Source organism: Aquiflexum balticum DSM 16537, from assembly GCF_900176595.1.
GTDB lineage: Bacteria > Bacteroidota > Bacteroidia > Cytophagales > Cyclobacteriaceae > Aquiflexum > Aquiflexum balticum.
Genome location: NZ_LT838813.1, coordinates 2,758,334 through 2,777,619 on the forward strand (window position 1 = coordinate 2,758,334; position 19,286 = coordinate 2,777,619).

General features: G+C 38.9%; 17 protein-coding genes. 1 reads left to right on the top strand and 16 read right to left on the bottom strand.

Features of this window, described 5'->3' with window-relative positions; translation table 11 throughout:
- Positions 1-60 precede the first annotated feature (60 nt).
- The 9 genes from B9A52_RS11740 to B9A52_RS11780 all read right to left on the bottom strand — a co-directional run bounded on the left by B9A52_RS11740 (position 61) and on the right by B9A52_RS11780 (position 9,925).
- The gene (locus tag B9A52_RS11740; protein WP_084120644.1) at positions 61-1,488 is read right to left on the bottom strand and encodes a lytic transglycosylase domain-containing protein; all 1,428 of its coding nucleotides are present in this window, start codon (positions 1,486-1,488) and stop codon (positions 61-63) included.
- 15 nt (positions 1,489-1,503) lie between these two features.
- Positions 1,504-2,934, bottom strand: a complete 1,431-nt coding sequence (gene gatA / locus B9A52_RS11745) for an Asp-tRNA(Asn)/Glu-tRNA(Gln) amidotransferase subunit GatA (protein ID WP_084120645.1) — start codon at positions 2,932-2,934, stop codon at positions 1,504-1,506.
- A 21-nt stretch (positions 2,935-2,955) separates the two neighbouring features.
- On the bottom strand, positions 2,956-3,159 hold the full coding sequence (gene tatA, locus B9A52_RS11750; protein WP_084120646.1) for a twin-arginine translocase TatA/TatE family subunit: 204 nt from the start codon (positions 3,157-3,159) through the stop codon (positions 2,956-2,958).
- A 114-nt stretch (positions 3,160-3,273) separates the two neighbouring features.
- Entirely contained in the window at positions 3,274-4,476 is a 1,203-nt protein-coding gene (locus B9A52_RS11755; RefSeq protein WP_231955582.1) for a murein hydrolase activator EnvC family protein, read from the bottom strand.
- Between the two features lie 44 nt (positions 4,477-4,520).
- Positions 4,521-5,258, bottom strand: coding sequence for a DUF4292 domain-containing protein (locus tag B9A52_RS11760; protein ID WP_084120648.1), 738 nt, complete (start codon positions 5,256-5,258; stop codon positions 4,521-4,523).
- Positions 5,251-6,942 (bottom strand): tetratricopeptide repeat protein, encoded by a 1,692-nt coding sequence (locus B9A52_RS11765; protein WP_157370325.1) that lies wholly within the window; start codon positions 6,940-6,942, stop codon positions 5,251-5,253. Before B9A52_RS11765 ends, B9A52_RS11760 begins: the two co-directional genes overlap by 8 nt.
- 221 nt (positions 6,943-7,163) lie before the next feature.
- Positions 7,164-7,598 carry a dUTP diphosphatase gene (gene dut / locus B9A52_RS11770; RefSeq protein WP_084120650.1) on the bottom strand — a complete coding sequence of 145 codons (435 nt, stop codon included), beginning with the start codon at positions 7,596-7,598 and terminating at the stop codon, positions 7,164-7,166.
- Complete coding sequence (locus tag B9A52_RS11775; RefSeq protein ID WP_084120651.1) at positions 7,595-9,118, bottom strand: lipopolysaccharide biosynthesis protein; 1,524 nt, start codon at positions 9,116-9,118, stop codon at positions 7,595-7,597. The genes dut and B9A52_RS11775 overlap by 4 nt, the downstream gene beginning before the upstream one ends.
- Before the next feature lie 21 nt (positions 9,119-9,139).
- A complete protein-coding gene (locus tag B9A52_RS11780; protein ID WP_084120652.1) occupies positions 9,140-9,925 on the bottom strand; it encodes an enoyl-CoA hydratase/isomerase family protein in 786 nt (261 codons plus the stop codon).
- 227 nt (positions 9,926-10,152) lie between these two features.
- Here B9A52_RS11780 and B9A52_RS11785 point away from each other — a divergent pair, with 227 nt between their 5' ends.
- Positions 10,153-11,607, top strand: coding sequence for an NADP-dependent isocitrate dehydrogenase (locus tag B9A52_RS11785; RefSeq protein ID WP_084120653.1), 1,455 nt, complete (start codon positions 10,153-10,155; stop codon positions 11,605-11,607).
- 305 nt (positions 11,608-11,912) lie between these two features.
- Here B9A52_RS11785 and B9A52_RS11790 read toward each other — a convergent pair whose 3' ends face one another.
- From B9A52_RS11790 to B9A52_RS11820, 7 genes are all read right to left on the bottom strand, one after another.
- Positions 11,913-12,974, bottom strand: a complete 1,062-nt coding sequence (locus B9A52_RS11790) for a serine hydrolase domain-containing protein (protein ID WP_084120654.1) — start codon at positions 12,972-12,974, stop codon at positions 11,913-11,915.
- A 544-nt stretch (positions 12,975-13,518) separates the two neighbouring features.
- Positions 13,519-15,324, bottom strand: a complete 1,806-nt coding sequence (typA, locus tag B9A52_RS11795; RefSeq protein ID WP_084120655.1) for a translational GTPase TypA — start codon at positions 15,322-15,324, stop codon at positions 13,519-13,521.
- Positions 15,325-15,571: 247 nt separating this feature from the next.
- Complete coding sequence (locus tag B9A52_RS11800) at positions 15,572-16,261, bottom strand: hypothetical protein (RefSeq protein WP_084120656.1); 690 nt, start codon at positions 16,259-16,261, stop codon at positions 15,572-15,574.
- Complete coding sequence (locus B9A52_RS11805) at positions 16,248-16,931, bottom strand: hypothetical protein (RefSeq protein ID WP_157370129.1); 684 nt, start codon at positions 16,929-16,931, stop codon at positions 16,248-16,250. The genes B9A52_RS11800 and B9A52_RS11805 overlap by 14 nt, the downstream gene beginning before the upstream one ends.
- Before the next feature lie 177 nt (positions 16,932-17,108).
- Complete coding sequence (locus tag B9A52_RS11810; protein WP_084120658.1) at positions 17,109-17,792, bottom strand: hypothetical protein; 684 nt, start codon at positions 17,790-17,792, stop codon at positions 17,109-17,111.
- Positions 17,789-18,469: a hypothetical protein gene (locus B9A52_RS11815; protein WP_084120659.1), complete on the bottom strand. Its 681-nt coding sequence runs from the start codon at positions 18,467-18,469 to the stop codon at positions 17,789-17,791. Before B9A52_RS11815 ends, B9A52_RS11810 begins: the two co-directional genes overlap by 4 nt.
- Positions 18,470-18,650: 181 nt before the next feature.
- Entirely contained in the window at positions 18,651-18,995 is a 345-nt protein-coding gene (locus B9A52_RS11820; RefSeq protein WP_084120660.1) for a PadR family transcriptional regulator, read from the bottom strand.
- Between the last annotated feature and the right edge of the window lie 291 nt (positions 18,996-19,286).

A 19,286-nucleotide genomic window follows, 5' to 3' on the forward strand; every position in this document is an offset into this window, starting at 1 on the left:
ATTGACCTGACAAGTAATTAATAATCGAAGATGGAAAAAATAATTTACTAATAAAATAGTTTAACCGATTATTAACTTTTGCCCAGGCTTAATTTGATTGGTGTTTAAGTTGTTGAGCTTTTTAATTTGGTCAACAGTGACACCATTGAGTTTTTTTGAAATCAACCAAAGAGAATCACCGGGCTGCACGGTATATGTTTTTGGATTTTCTCCTGCTATCTCATTTCTGTTGTCAGCCTGCGCAATTGTTTTTTCAAAAGCACTTGATTTGGTATACACATCAAGTTTTTGACCGATTTTGATGGTGTTGCTACTCAGGTTGTTCCAAGCTTTCAGGTTGGTTACGGTCGTACCGTGTTTTTGTGCTATTGAACCCAATACATCCCCTGATTTTACCACATACACGATCTTATTTTGGTTAGTAGGGACCGTTGATCCTGTGGAAGCAGGTTTATTTGCTGCAATGCTGGAATTATTGGCTCTTAAAACGACCGATCTTTCAGAGGTCAGTTTTACAGCCTCAGCAAATTGGTCTTGATTTTGGGCTATGAAATCAGATTTTGATTTCGGTACCCTTACAGCCATGTGCATATTGGAGTAAGGTATTTGCCTGTTTTGGATAGAAGGGTTAAGATGTTCCAAATCATCGATGCAGATACCTGTCAAGTTCGCCAATTGCTCAAGATCCAATTCCTGATTGAATTTGATTTTTTCGTAAGCAATGGGATAAGTAGGCTGCTCTAACACAAAATTATGGTCTTCTGTATGCCTTAATACATACATCATGGCCTGGAATTGTGGTACATAACTACGAGTTTCCCTTGGGAGATAATTGTATACTTCCCAAAATGTTTTTTTCCCCCCTGATCTTCTGATAGCCTTCCTTACATTTCCTGGACCACAATTGTATGCCGCAAGGGCCATCTCCCAATCACCAAACATTCTATAAAGTGACTTGATATATTTTGCTGCTGCATCAGTCGAAAGTTCAGGATCCATACGGTCATCAATATCTCTATTGATATTCAGACTGTACATTTTACCTGTTGCAGGCATAAATTGCCATAATCCCATGGCACCTACTCTTGATTTCGCTCTGGGGTTTAGACCGGATTCAATAATTGAAAGAAATTTGACATCATCGGGCATGTTATGTTCTGCCAATGTCTGTTCAAACATAGGGAAATAAATATCCTGTCGCTGCAATACCATGCGGGTATATTCCCTGTTCCTTACCGTGAAATAATTTATAAAAGCAAAAATTCTTTCATTCAGTTCGAAGGGCATGTCAGTATCCATTGCCTTGATTTTCCGGGCAACTTCTTCATAGGTGAAATCCGGGATATATTCGAATTGATAATTGGGAGCTATGGTTTCTTCCGAAAGAGGCAAACTGTTCACTTCAAATAATTCCTGACCAATTACAAGAGACTGTGACAACAATATCAAAGTTGCGGCTGAAACAAGGTTTTTGATTTGTTTTTTCATGATCAGGAAAATTATTTAGTTATTATTTAATTCCATCAGATAGTTTCCAAAGGCATAAAGTTCGGCCTCTTTGAATGAATTGGCCATGACTTGAATTCCGATTGGCAAACCGCTTTTGTCTACACCATTGGGAAGAGATAAAGCAGGAACTCCCGAAACCGAGGCCTGTACTGTGAATAAATCCTCCAAGTACATCGCCACAGGGTCATTGCTATGTTCCCCAAACTTAAACGCTGTAGATGGTGTGGTCGGCATAACGATATAGTCAAATTTATTCAACAGTTCTTCTGTAAAGTCTTTGATCAATCTTCTTACTTTTTGAGCTTTGGTGAAATAGGCGTCATAATAGCTCGCACTCAACACAAATGTGCCGAGCATAATCCTTCTTTTTACTTCTTCTCCAAAACCTTCAGTGCGGGTCATTTTGTACATACTTTCAAGATTATGAGCATGTGGACTTCTGTAACCGTACTTGACACCATCAAATCTCGAAAGATTTGAACTGGCTTCCGCCGTTGTAAGAATGTAATAGGTCGGAAGGGTGTATTTCAGTAGAGGAAAATGAACCTCTTCTACCTGATGTCCTTCTTTTTTGAGTTTATCCAAAACTGCTAGGGTGTTAGCTTTTATTTCGGTTTGAAGCGCTTCGGATTCAATTGTTTCTGTAAAAAAAGCAATTTTTGCCCGTTTGTCAAAATGTAGCAGCTCAGAATAAGGCGGGACGGGTTTTTTGGAGGCAGTACTGTCGAAATTATCAGAACCTGCCATAATTTCCAAGACCAAGGCATTATCTGCTACATTGGTCGAAAATACCCCAATCGTATCAAAAGAGGAAGCATAGGCAATCAGTCCCCACCTTGAAACCCTCGAATAAGTGGGTTTGATACCCACCAATCCTGTAAATGCCGCTGGCTGTCTTACAGAACCCCCTGTATCTGTACCCAATGAAACAGTGCAAAGGTTAGCCTGAACAGCCACTGCCGAACCTCCTGAAGATCCGCCGGGAACCCTACTTTCATCAGCAGCATTCAACACTTTTCCGTGGGAAGAATTTTCATTTGAACTTCCCATACCAAACTCATCACAATTGAGCCTGCCTATGATAATGGCATCTTCATTTATCAATCTTTGGACTGCTGTGGAAGTAAATTGGGATTTGAAACCTTTGAGAATCTTGGAGGATGCATTGACTTCATGATCTTTTAAAACCAAAACATCTTTAATTCCTACAACAAGGCCTGCCAATTTACCTGCTTTGCCTGATTTGATTTTTTCATCTACTATGGCTGCCTGTTCCAAAGCAGTATCCTTATAAACTTCAACGAAGGCGTTGAGATGCGCCTTCGTTTGAATATTTTGGAGGTAATAGTTGACTATCGCTTTACAATCAGTTTCTCTGTTTTCAAGCGACTTTTTAATGTCGTCAAAAGAATGGAATTTTTCCAATGTATGTTTTTTTGTTACTGATTAGTCTTTTTTCTTTTTTTCTTTAAGACCTTCTTCAAGGTCATCCTGAATTTCTTTTGTGGCATCTTTGAATTCTCTGATACCTCTTCCAAGCCCTCTTGCCAATTCAGGGATTCTCTTTGCTCCGAAAAGAAGAAGAATCACCAAGACGATCAGGATTATTGATCCACCGCCCATATTCTGTAAGAAACCCAATGTTGTCATGATTGTATTGTTTTGGTTATTTTAATTGTTACAAAGATATAACTGTGCAATTCTAACACAAAGGAATGAACTGCTGTTATTCTCCTTTTTTTATAAATATACGAATTATTTGTTTTATCGACCAGCTAACCAAATGGAAGGATCCATGGGTTGAAGACCTTTCCATGCTTCGAAGTGAACTTCGGCAACTCCTTCCTTATTGGTATATACCTGTCCCAAGACTTGCTTTGCTTTGACTTTGTCTCCTGACTTTACAGATATCACTTTCAGTTTACTGTACATCGTATAATATTCTCCATGTTTCACCACGATAGTACCCCCGTATCCGGGCACTGTAAATATCTTGGTGACTTCACCGTCAAATACAGATCTTACCTGTGAATCCGGCTTGGTTTGGATGTCTATTCCGTCATTGTCTTCACTGATTCCTTTCAAAGTTGGGTGAGGATGTGTTCCGAATCGCTTAGAAACAAAGCCACTTTCAACCGGCCAAGGTAATTTACCTCTGTTTCCGGCAAATGAAGAAGACAGAGCAGCTGCTTCAGGGGTTAGGGGTATGCTGCTTCCGGAGGAACGGTCGGCAGTTGAATTTTTCTTTTTGGATTCGGCTTCAGCAAGTCTTATCTCTTCTGCAATGATTTTCTTAATCATGCTATTGAGATTTTCCTGTTGTTTTTTGGCGGCAGCAATTTTCTTTCTCAGATCCTGCTCTTGTTTCGACAGGTTATTTACTATTCCCTGCTGTTCTTTTTTGGCCTTATCAAGTTGGTTCTTTTGTTGTTGTTCCTGATTTAGTACGATTTGCTTTTCTGATTTTTTCCCTTCAAGGATTTTTCTTTGATCGGCAAGTTCAGCAGTAGTTTTATTGATGGTTTCTACCTGTTTCTTTCTTGCATCTGAATATTGTTTCAGGTATTTCAGTCTCATGTAAAACTGTCTGAATGTTGCAGAACTAAATACAAAAGCTGTCATTGTCATGCCTGAGTTCAGTTTAGAGGAAGTATAGATCATACTTGCATACTCCTCTTTAAGGTTATTCAGGTCTTTTTCAAGGGAGGAGATAGCTTTCTCTGTCGCTTTTATTTCCTCATTCAATAACGCTACTTCTCTGCTTAGCGTATTGATATAGGTGATTCTTGTTTGAAGCTGTTTATTAACAGCGTTTAACTGACCTAGAGAGGTTTTTTTTGTTTCAGCCGTTTTTTTCAGTATCTGATCAAATTCAACAAGTCTTTTTTGAATATCCGTTTTTTCTTTTTCCAGTTGGGCCCTTGTTTTTTTTGTTTGTGCATCCGCATTTTGATGGTAGATTCCCATCAATATGACAGTTAAAACGAAAAAAAGCCTCAGAAATTTCATCATTAAAATTGAAAAGGGAAAGATAAGGGCTCATTAAGATAGTCTATTCTACTAAAATCCAAATGGATGATTGCGTTTTGCATTCCTTCTTCAGAATTGTAAGTAATTTTCAACAACATCTCTTTGGGAAAAGGCTGACCGTTAACATCTTCAAAAGTAGGGTAATTGGCTAATAATGCCCCACGGTTATCCAATGAATTACTGGTCAGTTCTTCGACCTTTCCATGCCTGGTATTTACCCTTGAATGAAACCTTACTCCGTTTCTTTCCTGAGTCAATTCAAAATATTTTCCGATTCTTAAAAGTCTGTCTCTGTAGCTGAATTCATCAGGGACATTCGCATATAAAAGATTTTGAAGAAGGGTCAGGGAAAGATTTAAGTTAAAACGGTCCTCAATTTCCTTAAAACTAAGGTTAATATCATCCCCATTAATACGGTCTTTAATTCGGATCTTATCAGCGGTAATCATACCTCTCATTGCCTCTAAACCCAAGCCTGGGGTAATGCTAAACCATATTGTACTGTCATTCTTTGCTCTTAGATTGACGGTACCTTTAGTGATTTTGCCGTTTGCCTCTTCAATCACTATACGCCCTTTTGCACTGAGGTAATTGAATTCAAAGTAGTTGGGATCGAATTCCTGCATTATTTCATCTGAGGTGTACAGATTAGGCTTTTTTGCACATCCCATCATTAGAAGGATAAAAATCAGGAATATTGCTGAACTTAGCTTAGTCATAATATTTTTTATCCTTAATTTTTTTGATCAAAAATTCAGAGGCTTCATCATCACCCTCAGCTTTTTTCCAGAAACTGATAGCTTCATTTTGTTTGCCAAGGTGATATAAGATGTCTCCATAATGTTCCCACATCACCCCACTGGGTGATACATCGTTTTCTATGGCCAACTCCATATATTTTTTTGCCTCTTCATATTCCTTGAGCTGAAAAAGGACCCAAGCATGAGTATCAAGATATGTGGAGTTTTTCGGAAATCTTTTCACGAGTTGTTGAGACATGGACTTTGCTTTTTCCAAATCTTTTTTTGACAGGGAAAGAAAATAGGCATAATTGTTCAATACATGCTCATCATCCGGTTTTAGTTTTAAAACCGCTTCGTAGGCTTCGTAGGCTTCCTCATACTTTCCGATCATATGTAAGGCGTCCCCCAATTGTCCGTTGACCAACAGATCAAGTTGCTGGTTTTTACCATTGTTTAATTCCTTTGCCTTTAGAAGAGAAGTTACAGATTCTTCCCCTTTCTTTAGTGCGAGTTTTGCTGTTCCGTCAAAAAACCAGAATTCTGCTTTCTCAGGAAATTCATCTACAGCTATAATGGTATAACTTTCGATTTCATTAAAGTCATTTCCTTTTTCAAAAAGTGAGGTGATTATCCCTTGCAGTACAGGTGCGTTGGCAGGGTTGATACTAATCGCTCTCTTGTAAAGGTCAAGGGCAGATTCCCGGTCATTGGAAAAGAATTTTCTGTCCCCGACCACAGTCAAAACTGCAGGTTCATTTGGGTGAAATTGTAACATTTTTTGTTCTAATTCATCCAGTAATTTTTCTCTTCTGGAAGTTTTGAAATCCTGAAGAATGTCCGCAAAGGTCTGGGCCTTGATTTCGCTGTCAAGGTCTGGAAATGAAAATGCCTCTAAAATCAAACGCTCTGCCGTGTCTATGTCTCCTTTTTCTTTGTATAGGGCGTAGGCTGCTAATTGCAGTTCAGGTTGCTGGGGATAGTCTTTCAGAGATTTTTCTACAATAGCAATGGCTTGGTCAGTTCTGCCATTGTTGAAAAGAATCTCCACTAAATTCAGAACATACTGAGAATTCCCCGGCTGGGATTCAATCAGTTTTTCTCCTTCTTTAATGGCACTTCCAAGATCGTTTTTTCTAAGATAAATCCGTTGTTTTTGTACAGTAAGCTGTTCAGCCATTCCATAATATTCTTCAGCCCTGTTTAATGCATCAAGACCTTTGTCAAATTCACCTGCCTGTAAGTATAAAGTAGCCAAATCCAGAATATAGTTTTGATTTTCCTCTGTATTGACCATCAAATTTTCCAGTATTTCGGCAGCTTTCAAAGGCTGGTTTTGTTTGGTGTAAGCCTCGGCCATTACCAAATTGTAATATTTATTCTCAGGATCGGATTCAACAGCCCGCATCCCATGTTCCATCGCTTGTTCAACACGGTTTGCACGCAAAAGTATCTCTGCAATCTTGAAATTAATTGCCGCCTCATCCGGGCTGATTTCCAAAGCTTTTTTAAAGTAAAAATATGCCCTGTCAAAATCCTCCTGCATCAGGAATCTCTGTCCTTCAATAAACAAGCGGGAGGCCTGAGCTTCCTGCAATTGTCTTTTTCTTTCCTTTTTGGTGAGTTTATCCTGAGGAAATGCTGATAGGGTGATCAGCATCATTAGAGTAAAACTGATAATTCGTTTGATGTATATTTTCACTTAATCGATATTAGGTCTATTTCCTTCGAAATTACTTTATGGGGTTACGAAGGTTCTAGTGGTTTTGTTAGACTGAATCACATTTTCAGATTCAATAACGCAAACATAATGCCTTTTTATTGCTTTTGACAATTTGTCTGTTGGCTTCAAAAGGGAAATAGATAGCCAAAACCATTTGCAGATCAGGATTTTCCGGTACTTCCATAACCACCCGATCCACGTTCGGTATCAGAAAGTTCTTCCACGGGTTGCCATTTTATCTGCTCATGTTTGGCAACTACCATTTGAGCGATTCTTTCTCCATCTTCTACTTTAAAGGATTCGTTGGAAAGGTTGACCAACAAAACTTTGACTTCTCCTCTATAGTCCGCATCAATGGTGCCCGGTGTGTTGAGTACGGAAAGACCATATTTATAAGCCAAACCGCTTCTTGGTCTTATCTGCGCTTCGAATCCTGCCGGAAGTTCTATAAAAAGCCCCGTTCCAATGAGTTTTCTTTCCAAAGGCTGTAAAATAATTGGCTCACTTAAATTAGCCCTCAAATCCAATCCGGCGGAAAGTAGGGTCTGGTATTCAGGTAACGGATGCTTGGAATGGTTGATTACTTTGATTGTCATATTTTATTTTTTTGGAATCGTGAAAGCAGGGGTCTGACCTCATTTTTTTCAATCCACAAAACTACAAGAACAAATACAAACACAAGACTATTCCTGCCGATAAATTGAATAATGGGAATTCCCCAATTCCAAAAGAAGCCTAAATAGCTTAAACCAAAAGAGAAAAGAAGATAGAATATGCCCTTACCGAGCTGATAAGGAATAGGGAAATGTTTTTGCCCGATAAAGTAGCAGACCACGCTCATGACAGTATAACAGCTCAAAGTACTCAAAGCGCCGCCCATCAACCCAAATTTTGGGACTAAGGTAATCAAGACCAAAATGGTGACGATTGCTCCCAGACCAGTGATATAAAAACTATATTTGGTCTTGTCGGTAAGTTTAAACCATATACTCAGATTGAAATAAATACCCAACATCAAGTAACCCAACAATAAAACAGGAACGATGTAGTTTCCCATGGCATAGCCTTCTCCCCTCAGGAATATTGCGCCCAAAAGATCAAGATTTACCGATACAGCAATCATCAATCCTGAGCAAAATATTACAAATACATGCATGACTTTTGCGAATAATTCAGGACTGTTTTTATCTGCGGCCTGATTGAAAAAAAACGGTTCAGCAGCATATTTGAAAGCTTGAATGATCAGGTTCATCAAAATGGCCAGTTTGAAGTTGGCCCCAAATACTCCCGTTGCCTCCCTTGAGGTCAGTCCTTCATAAAAACCTTCAGGCAAGATATATTCGAAAATAGTCCTTGAAAAGGTTTCGTTTATAGTTCCGGCTAAGCCCATAAACAGCAGTGGGAATGCATAATGCCACATGGGTTTGATAAACGCCCTGCTGATCGCAAATCTGAATTTTTTGGTGAGCCAAAACAGCACAGGCAACATTGCTGCATTGGCAATTAAATTGGAAATAAAAATGTATTCAACACCCCAATTGGGATTATAAATTTTTGCGACAATGGGAGATAGTCCGCTCAGCCAGTCACCTTTCAAAATATGAAAGCAAAAGACTATAAAAAAGATGTTTAGGCCTACATTGATCAGGATATTGCTGACCTTGGTAAAAGCGAATTGAAATGCTTTGTTTTCCTTTCTTAACTTTGCATAAGGAATTACCAATATGGCATCAATGGCCAAAATCCAGGCAATCCACCTGAAGATGTTTTCCTGGCCTTCATAATTTAACCAAGAGGCCAAAGTAGGAGCTGAAATGTATATGATAGCTCCAAGCGAAAGGGAAGTGGTGATGAGAAGGGATTGGACCTGCGCAAATACTTTTTCAGGATCAAGACCTTTTCCAGTGGCAAACCTGAAATAGGTGGTCTCCATGCCATAGGTAAATATGATGTTGAAAAGTGCCATATAACCGTAAAGTGCAGTATAAGCACCCACGGCATCTTTGGTCAGATAGGCAGTATAAATGGGGATTAATAAGAAATTGACCGTCCTACCAAGAATACTGCTGATGCCATAAATAGCAGTCTGTCCGGCTAATTTTTTGAGTTGGCTCATTTTTAAAAAAGAAAAGGGGACTTACTCCCCTTTGAAAACCGGTTTTCTTTTTTCGAGAAAAGCTGACGTACCTTCTTTATAATCACCTGATTTGACACAGCGTGCAAAACTGTTGGCTTCTGTTTGGAAACCATTTTCATCAGAAATGTATACCGCATTGACACAATCCACAATCATACCAATAGCTAAAGGAGCCTTACTGATTATTTTTTTGAGGATTTCTTCAGCCTTTTCGATGGCAGCCTCTTTGGAAGAAAGAACATGATTGACCAAGCCTAGAGATTTGGCCTCTTCTGCCCCGATCATATCACCTGTCATCATCAATTCATTTGCTTTTCCTCTACCGATCAGATAGGTGAGCCTTTGGGTTCCGCCATAGCCGGGGATAATTCCTAAGTTAACCTCAGGCTGTCCAAATTTGGCATGGGTGACAGCAATTCTCATATGGCAAGCCATGGCCAATTCGCACCCACCGCCCAACGCAAAGCCATTCACCACAGCAATGACAGGTTTATGACAGTTTTCAATTAAATTGAAAATTTCCTGTCCATTTTCAGCAAATTTCCTGGCATTCAGTTCGTTGAGTTCAGCAATCTCACTGATATCTGCTCCTGCTATAAAGGCCTTTTCGCCAGATCCTGTGATGATTACACCCTTGATTTCTTTATTATCTGAAACCTCGTTAAAAATATTTCTGATTTCTTCTAAGGTATCAAAATTTAGCGCATTTAATTTTGATTCTCTGTTAATGGTCAAATAAAGGATTCCGTCTTGTTCTTCTGACAGAATATTATTGGTATCAGCCATATGATTTGGTGAATATTTTGATTTCAAATATACAAGGCCTCATTTCATTCCCAAAGTATTTCTTAGAAAAATACAATCCCATTTGGTTTATGCACCCTAAAGACTCTGTTCAATCGTTTGAGTTTAAAAAGTATTATTATGCTAAATTATAATAGGTTTGAAGTACCCTTCCCCTAATTTTTTCTATTTTTGCCCTGTATTCAATTTTATAATAATCCATTTAATATATGTCTTCAAAAAGAAAAATTACTGTTGCCTATGGCGATGGTATCGGTCCGGAAATCATGAAAGCAACTCTTGGTATTCTGGAAGCTGCTGGTGCACAATTGGAATATAATGTTATTGAAATCGGTGAACAGGTATATTTGAAAGGGATTAGTTCAGGTATGGAACCCGGTGCCTTTGATTCACTAAGAGAAACCAAAGTATTTTTAAAATCTCCCATTACAACCCCGCAGGGTGGAGGATTCAAAAGCCTCAATGTGACCACAAGAAAATCATTTGGATTATTTGCTAATGTAAGGCCTTGTAAGGCATATTCTCCCTTTGTGAAAACCCATTTCCCCAAAACAGATTTGGTCATCATCAGGGAAAATGAAGAAGATCTTTATGCCGGTATCGAACACAGACAAACACAGGAGGTCTATCAATGTCTCAAACTGATCTCCAAACCGGGATCTGAGAAAATCATCCGGTATGCATTTGAATATGCCAAAAAGTATGGCAGAAAGAAAGTGACCTGTATGACTAAGGACAACATCATGAAACTGGCCGATGGACTTTTTCATAAAACATTTCTAGAGGTTGCCAAAGAATATCCCAACATCCAAACGGACCACAAAATCATTGATATAGGAACAGCTTTGATTGCTGAGAGACCTGAGGTCTTTGATGTGATTGTGACCCTCAACCTATATGGCGACATCATTTCAGATGTGGCAGCACAGGTGACTGGTTCAGTTGGCCTTGGAGGTTCTGCCAATGTAGGGGAAGAAGTTGCGATGTTTGAAGCCATCCATGGTTCCGCACCGGATATAGCAGGAATGGATATGGCAAACCCTTCAGGTTTATTGAACGGTGCCATCATGATGCTGGTACATATCGGTCAGCCGCTAATAGCAGAAAAAATTGCCAATGCTTGGGCAAAAACGCTTGAAGATGGCATCCATACAGGAGATATTTACCAAGAAGGTCTTTCCTCCAAAAGGGTAGGTACCCAGGAATTTTCCAGAGCCGTAATTGAAAGATTGGGTCAAAAACCGATTAATCTGGCAGTCACTGCCTTTGACCAATCCGCTACAGAACCCATGCAGATAAAGTTAAGTCCGGTTATAAAATCCAAAAAAGATTTGATTGGTGTGGATGTATTTATTGATTGGGACAAAGATGGAAGAGATCCAAATGTGATAGGAGAGAAACTCAGAAAAGCCAATGCAGATGGATTGGAACTTCAACTGATTACCAACAGGGGTATTAAAGTATTCCCGGGCGGAATGAGAGAGACCTTCTGTACAGACCATTGGAGATGCAGGTTCCAAAATGCCGGTCAATCAGTCATCAGCCATGCCCAGATTTTGGATCTTCTCAAGCAGGTTCAAGACCTTGGTTTTGATTTTATCAAGACAGAAAACCTTTATGCCTTTGATGGGGTAAGGGCGTATAGCTTGGCACAGGGAGAGTGATTGGAGAAGCGAGATTTTAGAGGCGAGAAACGAGAGTTTAGAGTTTAGAATCAAGAGGCAAGAGAAAAGAAACAAGAGCCAAGAAACAAGACAAGCTTATACTTGTCATTTCGAACGTAGAGAGAAATCTGACTGGGGATGATGGTTTATTAGGATAACCAAGAATTAAAAAGGGATAGATTGAGTTCTTTATTTTGACTTTAATGGGAGGAATGAAGGGTTTTATTTATGAATTACCTGATGAAATCAAATATAGAAATACCGGGCAGGGATGTCCGGTTTTTTCATGTTTTTAAATATAAGAACTAATTATTTTGAAAAACTTCTATTATCCTCTCCGCCAAATCGACCATGCTTTCTTCCTCGGGAAGATTTCGATTGGTTAAAATGATAATGCTTAAATTCCGGGAGGGTATTCTGTAAAAGATATTCCGAAAAGAGGTAGTACTGCCTGTATGGTACACTACTTTTTCTCCTTTGTACTCCTTGATATGCCAGGCTAATCCATAATCAATCAGACTTCCATCATTGAGTAGTCCATTGGTAAATGTTTTTTCTTTGGTCGACTTGGGTAAAATAGTGCCGTTGTAAAGGGCTTGATCCCATTTGAAGAGGTCCAGGACATTGGAATAAATGCCTCCATCTCCCAAAACCGCTGAGGTGCTGCTTTGATCTTTTCTGATCCATTGACCATTTTCTTTAGTATAGCCATAAGCCCTTTCGGGGACAGTATTTTGGTTTTTGATATGGGCAACTGTAGTGTTCATGTCCAATGGTTTGAATATATTTTCTTCTAGAAATTCAGGAAAATCCTGTCCAGAATATTTCTCCACCATCAAGGCCAACAAAGCAAAAGCCGTATTGCTGTATCGGAACTGTTCGCCGGCAGGGAAGTAGGTTTGATCAGTGTTTTGAATGATTTCCAGCACTCCTTGGTCCATAACGGGATTGACCAAAGCAGAATCCGGCACAAAATCCTCATAGTCCCATATTCCGGAAGTGTGGTTCAATAAATGATGGATTTGGATATTTTGACCATATTCCGGAAAATCCTCAAATACCTGATCCAAAGTCCAATTCAGATCAATCAACCCCTTTTCCTCCAAAAGCAAAATGGCAGTAGCTGTAAACTGTTTGGTGACAGAAGCCAACCGGAAATTGGTATTTGACTGCACCGGTCTTTTGGATTCCATCTCAGCCATTCCATAGGATTGATGATAAACGATATCGCCATCTTGGATTATAGCTACTGCTGCACCGGGATTTTCTCCTTGGTAATCTTTGAATATCTCCGCAATTGGGTGAGGTTTTTGGGAACAGGCAGTCAAAATAGCAAAGGTTAGCGTAAATAAAAGGTATTTGTTCATGGAGTGAATTTATGGATTTAAGATATATTTCAACCAATTCTATTTCTTAAATGGATGATTTTTTTGAATTGAAAATTTCTAATTCCCGCTGTTTTCAATAATGTAGTTTACTAAACAATATTATTATTGTTTAGTAAACAATAAAAGAGAGTTGGATGGTCTTTGGGAAGCGATGAAATTTTTTGATAAAAAAGAGGCATTGCTAGTCACACTTTCACAAGATGATGATTTTGAGCAGGATGGTTTTAGGATCAAAGTTCTGCCTTTTCATCAGTTAGAATGGTAAAAAGAAGGCATACCAGATTTTCAAAAACTTGCAGGTCTACTCCCGCAACCTTTGAGATCTTCCCTACTGCGACGTCAGGACATCGAAGGTTTTTCCCCTTATTAAGAATTCAATGATTTTACTTAAGCGTCAAGACCTTCGGGGTTTTGAAAACCCCAAAGGTCAAAGGGGCTGACAAAAAAAAGACCTCAAAGGTTTGAAAAAAACCTTCGAGGTCAATAAGTCTTGAATCTTATGTCTTGAGTCTAGCGTCTTAGCTTACGCTTCCTTCTTCGCCATTCTCGTCCTCTCATTCTCATCCAAATATATTTTTCTCATACGGATGGATTTTGGAGTGATTTCAAGGTATTCATCTTTTTGGATGTATTCCATGGCTTCTTCCAAAGAGAACTTTTTGGCAGGTTGGATCCTGACGTTGTCATCTGAACCTGAGGCCCGCATATTGGTCAGTTTCTTACCTTTTTGCACGTTGACCACGATATCATTGTCACGGGAGTTTTCTCCGATTACCTGACCTGCATATAGTTCATCTCCCGGATCGATAAAGAACGTACCTCTATCCTGTAGCTTATCGATGGCATAAGCGGTACATTGTCCACCTTCCATGGATATCAGGGAACCGTTTATTCTTCCCGGGATAGGCCCTTTGAAAGGCTCGTATGCAGAGAACCTGTGGTTCATGATGGCTTCTCCCTGAGTCATGGTCAACACATTGTTTCTCAAGCCAATCAAACCCCTTGAAGGAATTTTAAATTCCAGGTGCTGTAAATCACCCTTAGGTTCCATGATCAACAATTCACCTTTCCTTTGGGTGGCCAATTCGATTACTTTTCCTGCTGTAGTTTCAGGGACATCCACCACTAGTGTTTCTATAGGTTCGTTTTTTACCCCATCGATTTCTTTGAATATCACCTGAGGCTGACCCACCTGCATTTCATAACCTTCCCTTCTCATGGTTTCGATCAAAACCGACAAATGCAGGATACCTCGGCCATAGACCAGGAATTTGTCCTCATTGTCAGTAGTCTCTACCCTAAGTGCAAGGTTTTTTTCCATTTCCTTGAAAAGCCTGTCCCTTAAGTGTCTTGAAGTCACAAACTTGCCTTCCTTACCAAAAAACGGGGAGTTATTGATCGTGAAGAGCATATTCATAGTAGGCTCATCGATCGAAATTCTCTGAAGCGGTTCAGGATTTTCAAGATCCGCTAAAGTATCCCCGATTTCGAAGTCTTCAATGCCTGTTACAGCGCAGATATCGCCAGCATGAACTTCTGCAACTTTATTTTTTCCAAGTCCTTCAAATACATGAAGTTCCTTTACTTTAACTTTCTTGAATACCCCATCTGCTTTGCAAAGTGTCAACTGCGCGCCTTCTTTGATGCTGCCTCTTTTTACTCTTCCGATAGCTATACGGCCAACAAAAGAGGAGTAATCCAAGGAAGTGATCTGCATCTGCAAAGTACCTTCGTCAATCTTTGGTGCAGGTATATGGTCAATGATGGCGTCCAATAAAGGAAGAATGGTATCTGTAGGATTTTTCCAGTCTGGACCCATCCAGTTGTTTTTGGCTGAACCATAAAGTGTCTGGAAATCCAATTGATCTTCAGTGGCATCCAAGTTGAACATCAGGTCAAATACGGCCTCATGTACTTCATCAGGTCTACAGTTTTCCTTATCCACTTTATTGACCACCACGATAGGGGTCAATCCAAGTGCCAATGCTTTGCCCAATACAAATCGGGTCTGGGGCATTGGACCTTCAAAAGCATCCACCAACAGGATAACCCCATCGGCCATTTTCAACACCCTTTCCACTTCACCACCGAAGTCAGCGTGACCGGGGGTATCGATGATATTGATTTTGGTGTCTTTATATCTAACGGAGACGTTCTTTGAAAGAATGGTGATTCCTCTTTCCCGCTCCAGGTCGTTACTGTCAAGAATCAGGTCGTCAAACTGTTGGTTTTCACGGAAGATTTTGGAGATGTGAATGATCTTGTCCACCAAGGTGGTCTTACCGTGGTCAACGTGTGCGATAATCGCGATATTCCGAATATTAAGCATTGTAAAATTGAATTAGGGTGCAAAGGTAGGAAGAATATTTTGTTTCGTACCGATTGACTTAAAAATCATAATGAAAAGATAAAGGAAAAAGAGCTCTTTAGTAAATCAAAATATTTCCCATCTTGTCCCTAGTGTGCAAAGCGAAGCGGAAGAAAATCATTTGAAACCTTGCCCGAATGAATTGGATTCATCCGTACCGCTGTCAAAAGCATGGGTTAAATACAAAAAAATATTTTATGAGAAATGTTCAACTTTCGCCATAGACTTGAATTAGGGCTTCTGTATCGCCTTGGCTTCTTTCGAATACTTTTGGAAGAATAAATAAACAGCAATACATCAACATGAGGACTCCGGTGATAGCAAGCACTCCGTAGTTAGACCAAATAGTTTCGTTCTTCAAGGAGTTATTTAGCATGATATAGCTAAAACTGCACAGTTGGTAAACAAAGGAGACAATAGCAAAGAAATTCCCAGTGGTATTGAAAGAAGCATATTTCCGGTACTTTTTAAATTTCTTCCAATGAATGCCGGCCAATAAAACCACAAAACAAATAAACAGCATTAACAGTCCACCTATCCATCCATTGGTAGATTCAAATGCAAAGCGCAGGTTGTAAAACAGCGTAAAAACACCAAACACTAGCAGTGCTTTGAAGCTGAATAAGAACAGTTTCAATTCTTCCCAAAAATATCTCCAATGCCTTTTTGCAATCATTTTCTGGTAGGATGCATCGAGTTCATTGAAACCTTTATGACCAAAGGAAGCAAAGACTTCACGAAAAGCTTGATCCAATGATAAGCTGGGTTTTTCTTCCAGGAATGCTTCAACCTTACATGCTACATGGTCCAGGATTTCGTATTGCACATCAATGTACACATGCCCCTTATACGAGATAAGGTCTCTTAACTGTTTGATTTGCGCCTTACTTAGCTTCATACAAGTAGGGTTTAAGTTTGGCTTGATAGACTTTGAACAGGGCTCGATTGGCAATGAGCAGCAGGAAAAAAATTAAGGTTGTAGTATGGGGCATTGCAAAGAGAACATCAAATATCCCTTCAAACCCTTGCAATTTTTGTATGGAAAACAAAAATATTCCCCAGCAGAAGAGATTGCCAACTATCAATTCATTGAAAGCATCTCTTTTTCCACTGTACAAACCTTTCCCTTTTAAAGATGGGGATCGTTCTCCAATCGTATCTTTCGTATGATAAATCCATGCAAAAAAACAGATGGGTAAACAAACGAGTGATAAGAACATTATTAAAATGATTAATTTTTGATTAGGAAGAAAATAACCAAAAATTGTTGCTATTGTAAGAAAAATACCGTTAGCCATTAAGTCCTTAAGATGTAAAGAAGAGATACTTTTTAGAAAGTATTTCAAATACTCCAAGGTTAATAAGTTTCGATGCCTAAATTTAATTTTAAAAATCTTCCACCTGCTCCAATTCAGGTTCTCCTGCTCCCAAAAAGCCCCAACCTCATCTATTTCCGAAGCTTCATATTTGCAAAGAACGTGGTCAAGAATTTCAAAGTACAACTCCTCCCATCGAAAAGGCTTTTCCGCTAGTTTTCCCTCTAAATACTTGATCTCTGATGCATTCATGATTTGATCAGTTTGAAGGTTTTGAGATTGATGGTCTGATAGATTGTCAGGGTCATTGCAATCAATATTGATCCAATAGCTCATCATAAATTTCCTGATAAGCAATCAAGCAGCGGTCTAAGCGCTCTTGGATGGTTTGGATTTCGTTTTTAGATAAGACCCTCATAGTTTTTAAAATTAGTTAATTTGAGGTTTTGAAAGCTTTGTTTTTGTACGGAATCTGATAATCGTCATCATCAGAAATAACCAAATCCCCACAATAGTAGCATAAAGGTAAGGGGGCTTATATAGGATATTTTCGCTGAATAAAAACAAAAGGATCATGATGACTACAAAACAAATCACATGTAAAATGGCAACGCCTTTTGGAGAATCTGATTTGGTAATGGCAAAAACAGGTTTGTCATCGATATCTCGATAATGGTGTTTTCGCTTATTGTTGGGATAGTTCTTTGTAATTATCAAGTTTTCAAAGCTTATAGAAAATAAAAAGATCAGATTTAAAAGATGGAACAAAGTCCCACTTCGGGGAATCCAATATGGAATGCTAATTACAAACCCTAGTAATATTAAAGTCAACCAGATTTTTTTTGTCGTAAACAATGCGAATAGATCCTCTTTGAATCGTATTGGGTACTCTGCCTTTAGATTTTGAAGATAATTTCTAGCGGTTTGTCTTGAATACCCTATTGTAAAAGTCTTATCTAACTCAGCTAATACATCCTCAAAAGACCTTTGTTCTTCCTGTTCCAAGGCTGTCTGGTAATGGTCCAATATTTCATCCCGTACTTCAATATATTGGATATGTTTTCCATTGATATGGTAATGCAAGATTTCGATATCTTTTTCTGACAGTTTCATATCAATGCTGTTTTAGTCTTGATTTGCCAAACTTCAAGTAGGGTGAGCACATATATGGAAAGGATTATGAAAATAATAGCTGCAATTGACGGAGCCAAATTGGCGATATCGTTAGAATTAAAAACCGATTCAACAGACCACATGATGACATATGCCATCACGACGGGCAGGTAAAGTTTTTCTGAAAAGGGATAATAAAGTGAAGATTGAAGAGGTCCTTCTGTATTGAAGTCCTTTTTTATGGCTTTGATCCTGAAATGGGATTTCATCAAAAAGAAAATATGAGCACCTGCCAAAATCAAAAGAGGCGATAGTACGATTATGGCTATTTCTTTTTCATCTGTCACATAACGGCTCATCTGGAATGCCAGAAAAGAAAAGATCAAAACATACAAAATTTTCGATAGGCAGAAGTATCTTTTGAAAACCTGCCAATGTAGACTGCTGAGCTCCTTTTTGATTTCTTTATTAAACTTTGCCTGCAGGGCATGGCAATAAGCATAAGTAAACTTTTCCTCCAATTCAAAAAGTTGATCATTGAATTCCTCTATTGGAAACTCCTGCAAATGGCTGACATAATGGTCATATACTTCCATTAGGATTTCTGCTGAGGAAATCTCCTTCTGCAAAATGGTGTTGCGGATTTCTTGGAGCTCTTTGTCTGTGAGTTGGCGCATCTTCTGAATCTAACCTTTGAGGTCTTCGAGACCTCGAAGGTTTTAATGGTTTAAATTTACCCTATGAATTCATCAGGAATTCGTATGTTTTTAAGGTTTTGATAATTAGAATTTGGTTCAAGTCCGAAATCTGTTTTCTGGGATAAAACCTTCGAGGTTTTTAAAACCCCAAAGGTTTATCCTAAGCCAAACCCGGTTTCCATTCAGGGTCCAAAATCCGCTGCAAGTTGCCGACAAAGCTCTGCAGCTCGGACATCTTGGCGCTGACTTCCTTGTGACCATTTTTGGTCAGGCTGTAATATTTTCTAACCCGATTGTCCACCTGTTGGATTTCGGTAGTCAACATTCCTTCTGCCTCCAATTTATGCAGGGCAGGGTAGAGGGCACCTTCGGTAATTTTGATTTCTCCCTCGGTGAGTTCTTTTACCCTTTGAGTAATTTCATAGCCATACATTTTATCATTCTCCTCCAAGAGTTTGAGGATGATGGTCTGTAAGCTTCCTTTGATCAGATTGTTGTTTGACATGTTTTCTTTAATGCATCAGTATGTCAAATATATAAAAAAATTATATACATAAGAAAGTTGGGTATTTTTTTTAGATATGAGACTTGAGACGTAAGATGAGAGATTTAAGAACCGAGAGGCGAGAATCGAGACTTTAGAACCAAGAGACAAGAACCAAGAGACAAGACAAAGACCTTATGGTTTTTAAATCAAGAGATCAAAAATCACTCTCTTTTTCAGACCAACTTTTTTAATTTTTGATCCAATAAAATAATCTAACTAATAATTAGTTATTATAGCATGTTTTAATTT

What these genes read in the sequence shown, in the direction of transcription:
- B9A52_RS11740 (WP_084120644.1), bottom strand. Translation starts at nt 1,488, where the DNA reads ATGAAAAAACAAATCAAAAACCTTGTTTCAGCCGCAACTTTGATATTG.
- tatA (WP_084120646.1), bottom strand. Translation starts at nt 3,159, where the DNA reads ATGACAACATTGGGTTTCTTACAGAATATGGGCGGTGGATCAATAATC.
- B9A52_RS11755 (WP_231955582.1), bottom strand. Translation starts at nt 4,476, where the DNA reads ATGGGAATCTACCATCAAAATGCGGATGCACAAACAAAAAAAACAAGG.
- B9A52_RS11760 (WP_084120648.1), bottom strand. Translation starts at nt 5,258, where the DNA reads ATGACTAAGCTAAGTTCAGCAATATTCCTGATTTTTATCCTTCTAATG.
- B9A52_RS11765 (WP_157370325.1), bottom strand. Translation starts at nt 6,942, where the DNA reads ATGATGCTGATCACCCTATCAGCATTTCCTCAGGATAAACTCACCAAA.
- dut (WP_084120650.1), bottom strand. Translation starts at nt 7,598, where the DNA reads ATGACAATCAAAGTAATCAACCATTCCAAGCATCCGTTACCTGAATAC.
- B9A52_RS11775 (WP_084120651.1), bottom strand. Translation starts at nt 9,118, where the DNA reads ATGAGCCAACTCAAAAAATTAGCCGGACAGACTGCTATTTATGGCATC.
- B9A52_RS11780 (WP_084120652.1), bottom strand. Translation starts at nt 9,925, where the DNA reads ATGGCTGATACCAATAATATTCTGTCAGAAGAACAAGACGGAATCCTT.
- B9A52_RS11785 (WP_084120653.1), top strand. Translation starts at nt 10,153, where the DNA reads ATGTCTTCAAAAAGAAAAATTACTGTTGCCTATGGCGATGGTATCGGT.
- B9A52_RS11790 (WP_084120654.1), bottom strand. Translation starts at nt 12,974, where the DNA reads ATGAACAAATACCTTTTATTTACGCTAACCTTTGCTATTTTGACTGCC.
- typA (WP_084120655.1), bottom strand. Translation starts at nt 15,324, where the DNA reads ATGCTTAATATTCGGAATATCGCGATTATCGCACACGTTGACCACGGT.
- B9A52_RS11800 (WP_084120656.1), bottom strand. Translation starts at nt 16,261, where the DNA reads ATGAAGCTAAGTAAGGCGCAAATCAAACAGTTAAGAGACCTTATCTCG.
- B9A52_RS11805 (WP_157370129.1), bottom strand. Translation starts at nt 16,931, where the DNA reads ATGAATGCATCAGAGATCAAGTATTTAGAGGGAAAACTAGCGGAAAAG.
- B9A52_RS11810 (WP_084120658.1), bottom strand. Translation starts at nt 17,792, where the DNA reads ATGAAACTGTCAGAAAAAGATATCGAAATCTTGCATTACCATATCAAT.
- B9A52_RS11815 (WP_084120659.1), bottom strand. Translation starts at nt 18,469, where the DNA reads ATGCGCCAACTCACAGACAAAGAGCTCCAAGAAATCCGCAACACCATT.
- B9A52_RS11820 (WP_084120660.1), bottom strand. Translation starts at nt 18,995, where the DNA reads ATGTCAAACAACAATCTGATCAAAGGAAGCTTACAGACCATCATCCTC.